We start from the raw sequence: 4192 nt of genomic DNA on the forward strand, positions 1-4192 counted from the left end.
ACCCTCGCGAGGGCCACGAACTCTCGCGCTCGGGCGAGCCCGGCCATATCGTCGACCGGATCGAGCGGGTCGCCCGCTGGTTCGACGGCTACTCCGGACACCACGACGCCCCACGGGCGCTCGAACGCGGCGAGGATGGACTGTCGGGGGACGAGGCGACGGACTGAAACTACAAAAGCGAGCGCGTCGTATGGATGAGCATGGACAGGAACGTCGGCGGGCTCGACAGACGCATCCGAATACTCGCGGGGATCGCGGTGTTGGCCTCCGCGCTCCGGGCGAAGGGGTTCGGACGGATCGTCGCACTTCTCGTGGGCGCGGACCTCCTGCTCACAGCCGCGGTCCAGCGTTGCCCGCTGAACGCCCTATTGGGAATCGACACCTGTCATGGGGAGCGCACGGAACCGGACGGGTGATCTATTGAGCTCTCGAAGGGTGCGTTTCGACTCAAACGAATCGAGCGTATTGGGGCTCTCGTCTTGCGGTTTCGACCCGAAAGGAAGGGGTTCACTCGACGAAGTCGATCCCCTCGACCGAGGGGGCAGGATCGGGCCGCATCCGGTGTTCGTAGCGCTCGATCCAGTCGGCGAAACAGCCCGGACAGAGGGTTTGAGAGTCGACCTCCGAGCCGTCGACCGCAAGCGAGACGGTGCGAGAAAGCGCCGTCCCCACCTCCTCGCCACAGCCGTCACAGGAAACGTCGGCCATAGGGAAGCTCACACGGGCGGACGAATAGCCCTTACGTCGTGCGGAACGCCCGATCGCCCGCGTCGCCGAGTCCCGGCACGATAAAACCGTCGTCGTTCAGGCGGTCGTCGATACTCACCGTGAGAAGCTGTGTCTCGGGGAAGGCCTCGCCGACGCGGACCAGACCGTCGGGGGCCGAGACGGCGGAGAGGACGAACAGGTGTTCGGGTTCGGGAGCGTTTTCCAGAACACGATCGAGGACCGCACACATCGTCGAGCCGGTCGCGAGCATCGGGTCCGCGACGATCACGGTGTCCTGCTCGCGGATCTCGGGCAGTTTCACGTAGTCGATACTGATCGGGAACTCGCCTTCGGCCATGCCGGCCTCCTCGTCGCGGCCCGCCGAGATGACGCCCTGTTTCGCCCTCGGAAAGGCCTTCAAAAGCCCCTCGACGAAGGGCGTCGCCGCCCGCAACACGTTGACGATCACGACGTCGTCGAGCCCCTTGACGCGTTCTCCCATCGTCGTCTCCAGCGGGGTTTCGATCTCGACGTACTCGGTCTCCATGCTGCCGTCGATGATCTCGTAGCCACAGACCCGTCCGAGTTTCACGAGTCCTTTTCGGAAGGCGACCTGTTCGGTCTCGACGCTTCGGAGACGCGAGAGGGTGTCCCGCGCCAGCGCGTGCGTGATGACGTGTGCGGTGTCCCGGTCTTCGATGGTCATGGTTCGGAAAGGTCGGTCCGAGGGCCTTAATGTACCGATCCCCGAATCCCCGCCATGCGCGAGGCCAGCGTTTCGCGGTTCGTTCAGGCGACGACACGACAGGTCGACCGGCTCCTCTCGCCCGCGTCGATCGTCGAGTACGAGGGGAGTTTCGAGCCCCGCGAGACGATCGAACTCGAGGAGGGGACCCGCGTGATCGCCGGCGCGAGCGGGCTGGAGATGGGACTGTTCTTCGAGGAACGCGAGAACGGCTACCGATACGAACAGGAGGGCGAGGCGGGCCCCTTCGAACAGATGGAGACGACGCTCACCTACGGGGCCGAAAACGAGGGAACCCGGATCGAGATGGTCTCGACCGTCTCCCTCGACCTCTTTCCGCGGCGGCTCACCGATCGTGTGGCGGTCTGGAAGCGCGAGGCCGAACTCGAACGCGCCCTCGACGCCATCGAGGAGGCGCTATGACTCGAACTCGACGGCTCCCTCGTCCCCGGCCGGGAACGACCCGTCGTCGCCCTCTGCTTCGTCGGTGAGGCAGGCATCGAATCGGTCGATCAGCTCCTCACGGTCGAACCCGCGCCCGATGAACACGAGCGCCTGCTCGCGGTCGCCCCACTCCTCGTGCCACACCAGATCGGGACGGTTCTCCCGGTAGAGGTCGCGCTCGATCTCGGGGCGGGCGGCGATCCAGCGCTCGCCCGCCGTCACTCGGGCGATCCGTCCCGCATAGCCGAGACGGAGTTTTGCCCCGTTGCCGGCGACCCAGAAGGTCCCCTTCGCGCGCACCAGTTCCGCCGGCAGGGATTCCAACAGGTCGGCGAACCCCTCGGGGTCGAAGGGACGCCGGCGCCGGTAGGTGAACGAGGTGACACCGTAGGCCTCGTCGGGGTGGCGGTGCTCGTGGTCGTGGCCGCCCTCCGCGTGCGTGGGACCGTCGTCCGGTCCCCCCTCAGCAGCGAACAGCCCCGTATGGAGGATCTCGCCGGGGTCAAGGGCCCCGAACTCCGTACGGACGATCCGGGCCTCGGGGGCGAGTCGCTTCAGAACCGTCCCGACCGCGTCGAGTTCAGTAGGTGAGAGCAGGTCGCATTTGTTCACGACGAGGACGTCACAGCACTCGATCTGCTCGATCAGGAGATCCGAAAGCGGACGGCTCTCACCCTCGCTCGTTTCCGCGCGTTGGGGCGTGACCTCGCCCGCAAAGAGGTCGTGGAAGTCGGCGGCGTCGACGACGGTGACGAGGGTGTCCACGTCGTAGACCGCGGCGGCCTTCGACCGGGTCGTGAACAGGCGGGCAACGGGTGCGGGTTCGGAGATCCCCGAGGACTCGACGACGAGGCCGTCGAACTCCCGCGAGCGGGCCAGTCGCATCACCGCGGTCTCCAGATCGTCCTGTAGCTCACAGCAGATACACCCGTTGGAGAGTTCGGCGATCCCCTCCGCGGTGCCCCCTTCGGCGATCAACTCGGCGTCGACGTTGAGTTCGCCCATGTCGTTGACGAGGACGGCGATCCGTTCGTCGGCGTTCGCCAGAAGGTGGTTCAGCAGGGTGGTCTTGCCGGCACCCAAGGCTCCGGAAAGGATCGTGACGGGGATCGCGTCGGCCATGGCGTCGCTGGGGGCGGGCCGGTCTTGAACGCACCGTTCGGGTGCGCTTTCAGGGGGTATCCGCGATCCGCAGGCGGAGTTCGATCCCGTCGGGGTCCGTGACGACGGGATCGCCTGTTCTCGTATCGGTCTCGCGGTCGGTCATCCGACCCCGGACCGCCGCCAACGTCTCCCGGTCTGGGACCAGCAGTTCGAACCACGCGAGCCCGCATCCCGTCGAGGGAGCCGTCCGCCCGTTCCACGTGTTCAGCCCGACGTGGTGGTGGTAGTCGCCGGCGGCGAGGAAGAGCGCCGCGTCGCTCCACTCCTGGCGAACCCCCAGTCCGAGCTTCTCGACGTAGAACTCGCGGGCCCGTGGAAGCGAGGAGACCTCCAGATGGACGTGCCCGACGGTCGTTTCGTCGGGAACACCGGCCTCGCCGCGGCGCCGGTCCCCGAGGGCGTCGATATCGAGCGGACGCGTATCCATCTCGACGCGTCCCTCCGCGATGGGCCACTCCTCTCGGGGACGATCCCGGTAGATCTCGATCCCGTTTCCCTCCGGGTCGGTGAGGTACAGCGCCTCGCTCACGCGGTGATCCGAGGCGCCGTCGAGACGCCAGCGCTCGCGGATCCGGGAGAGCGCGTCGCCCAGCGCGGCCCGTGACGGAACCAGAAACGCCACGTGGAACAGCCCCGTCTCCTCGAGATCTCTGGGGGGCGCGTCGGGATCGGCGAGCAGTTCGAGCAGCGCTTCGTCGCCCGCCCCGAGCGTCGCCCGGTCCCCCTCGCGGTCCAGTACGGCGAGGCCGACCACGTCCCCGTAGAACGCGACGAGCCGATCGAGGTCGTTTACACGCAGGGCGACCCGGCCGATGCGGGGTCCAGTGGGGAGCACCGAGTCGATCATGCAAGACCGTAGGATCCCCGCGAGTATAACCGTCGCCCGAGCGACACCGTTTTGGGCGGCCGAACGACACCAACTACCATGGACCTCGTCACGCGGATCGAGCGCCTCCGACGCACCCTCGAAGAGTGGGCTCGGGGACTCTATCACGGGATGTTCACCCACCCGGCCTACGAGACGATCGAGAAGGAGGCCGAGGACTTGGAGGACGAGTTCATGCTCGCGTGTTTCCCCGACGCCTTCGGCATCCCCTCGCCGGTCTCGTACTACACCGCCGAGTTGCTGCC

At 66.9% G+C, this 4192-nt stretch carries 7 protein-coding genes; 3 read left to right on the plus strand and 4 right to left on the minus strand.

The window, feature by feature from the left end; genetic code table 11:
• Positions 1–200: 200 nt before the first annotated feature.
• Positions 201–416, plus strand: a complete 216-nt coding sequence (locus EAO80_RS17235) for a YgaP family membrane protein (protein WP_122091082.1) — start codon at positions 201–203, stop codon at positions 414–416.
• A gap of 91 nt (positions 417–507) precedes the next feature.
• Here the strand turns inward: EAO80_RS17235 and EAO80_RS17240 are convergent, their stop codons facing one another.
• Together EAO80_RS17240 and upp are read right to left on the minus strand one after the other, a co-directional pair.
• A complete protein-coding gene (locus tag EAO80_RS17240; RefSeq protein ID WP_122091076.1) occupies positions 508–708 on the minus strand; it encodes a DUF7569 family protein in 201 nt (66 codons plus the stop codon).
• A 31-nt stretch (positions 709–739) separates the two neighbouring features.
• Positions 740–1414 carry a uracil phosphoribosyltransferase gene (upp, locus tag EAO80_RS17245; protein WP_122091077.1) on the minus strand — a complete coding sequence of 225 codons (675 nt, stop codon included), beginning with the start codon at positions 1412–1414 and terminating at the stop codon, positions 740–742.
• 54 nt (positions 1415–1468) lie between these two features.
• Here upp and EAO80_RS17250 point away from each other — a divergent pair, with 54 nt between their 5' ends.
• Positions 1469–1876, plus strand: coding sequence for an SRPBCC family protein (locus tag EAO80_RS17250; RefSeq protein ID WP_122091078.1), 408 nt, complete (start codon positions 1469–1471; stop codon positions 1874–1876).
• Here EAO80_RS17250 and EAO80_RS17255 read toward each other — a convergent pair.
• Positions 1871–3019, minus strand: coding sequence for a CobW family GTP-binding protein (locus EAO80_RS17255; RefSeq protein WP_122091079.1), 1149 nt, complete (start codon positions 3017–3019; stop codon positions 1871–1873). The genes EAO80_RS17250 and EAO80_RS17255 overlap by 6 nt on opposite strands.
• Positions 3020–3068: 49 nt before the next feature.
• Complete coding sequence (locus tag EAO80_RS17260; RefSeq protein WP_122091080.1) at positions 3069–3908, minus strand: VOC family protein; 840 nt, start codon at positions 3906–3908, stop codon at positions 3069–3071.
• Positions 3909–3986: 78 nt separating this feature from the next.
• Here EAO80_RS17260 and EAO80_RS17265 point away from each other — a divergent pair.
• A partial coding sequence (locus tag EAO80_RS17265) for a hypothetical protein (RefSeq protein WP_122091081.1) occupies positions 3987–4192 on the plus strand: 206 nt, incomplete at its 3' end.

The sequence above is a fragment of the Halalkalicoccus subterraneus genome (assembly GCF_003697815.1).
GTDB lineage: Archaea > Halobacteriota > Halobacteria > Halobacteriales > Halalkalicoccaceae > Halalkalicoccus > Halalkalicoccus subterraneus.

Coding starts and splice junctions, on each gene's coding strand:
- EAO80_RS17260 (WP_122091080.1), bottom strand. CDS start 3,908: ATGATCGACTCGGTGCTCCCCACTGGACCCCGCATCGGCCGGGTCGCC.
- EAO80_RS17250 (WP_122091078.1), top strand. CDS start 1,469: ATGCGCGAGGCCAGCGTTTCGCGGTTCGTTCAGGCGACGACACGACAG.
- EAO80_RS17255 (WP_122091079.1), bottom strand. CDS start 3,019: ATGGCCGACGCGATCCCCGTCACGATCCTTTCCGGAGCCTTGGGTGCC.
- EAO80_RS17240 (WP_122091076.1), bottom strand. CDS start 708: ATGGCCGACGTTTCCTGTGACGGCTGTGGCGAGGAGGTGGGGACGGCG.
- upp (WP_122091077.1), bottom strand. CDS start 1,414: ATGACCATCGAAGACCGGGACACCGCACACGTCATCACGCACGCGCTG.
- EAO80_RS17235 (WP_122091082.1), top strand. CDS start 201: ATGGACAGGAACGTCGGCGGGCTCGACAGACGCATCCGAATACTCGCG.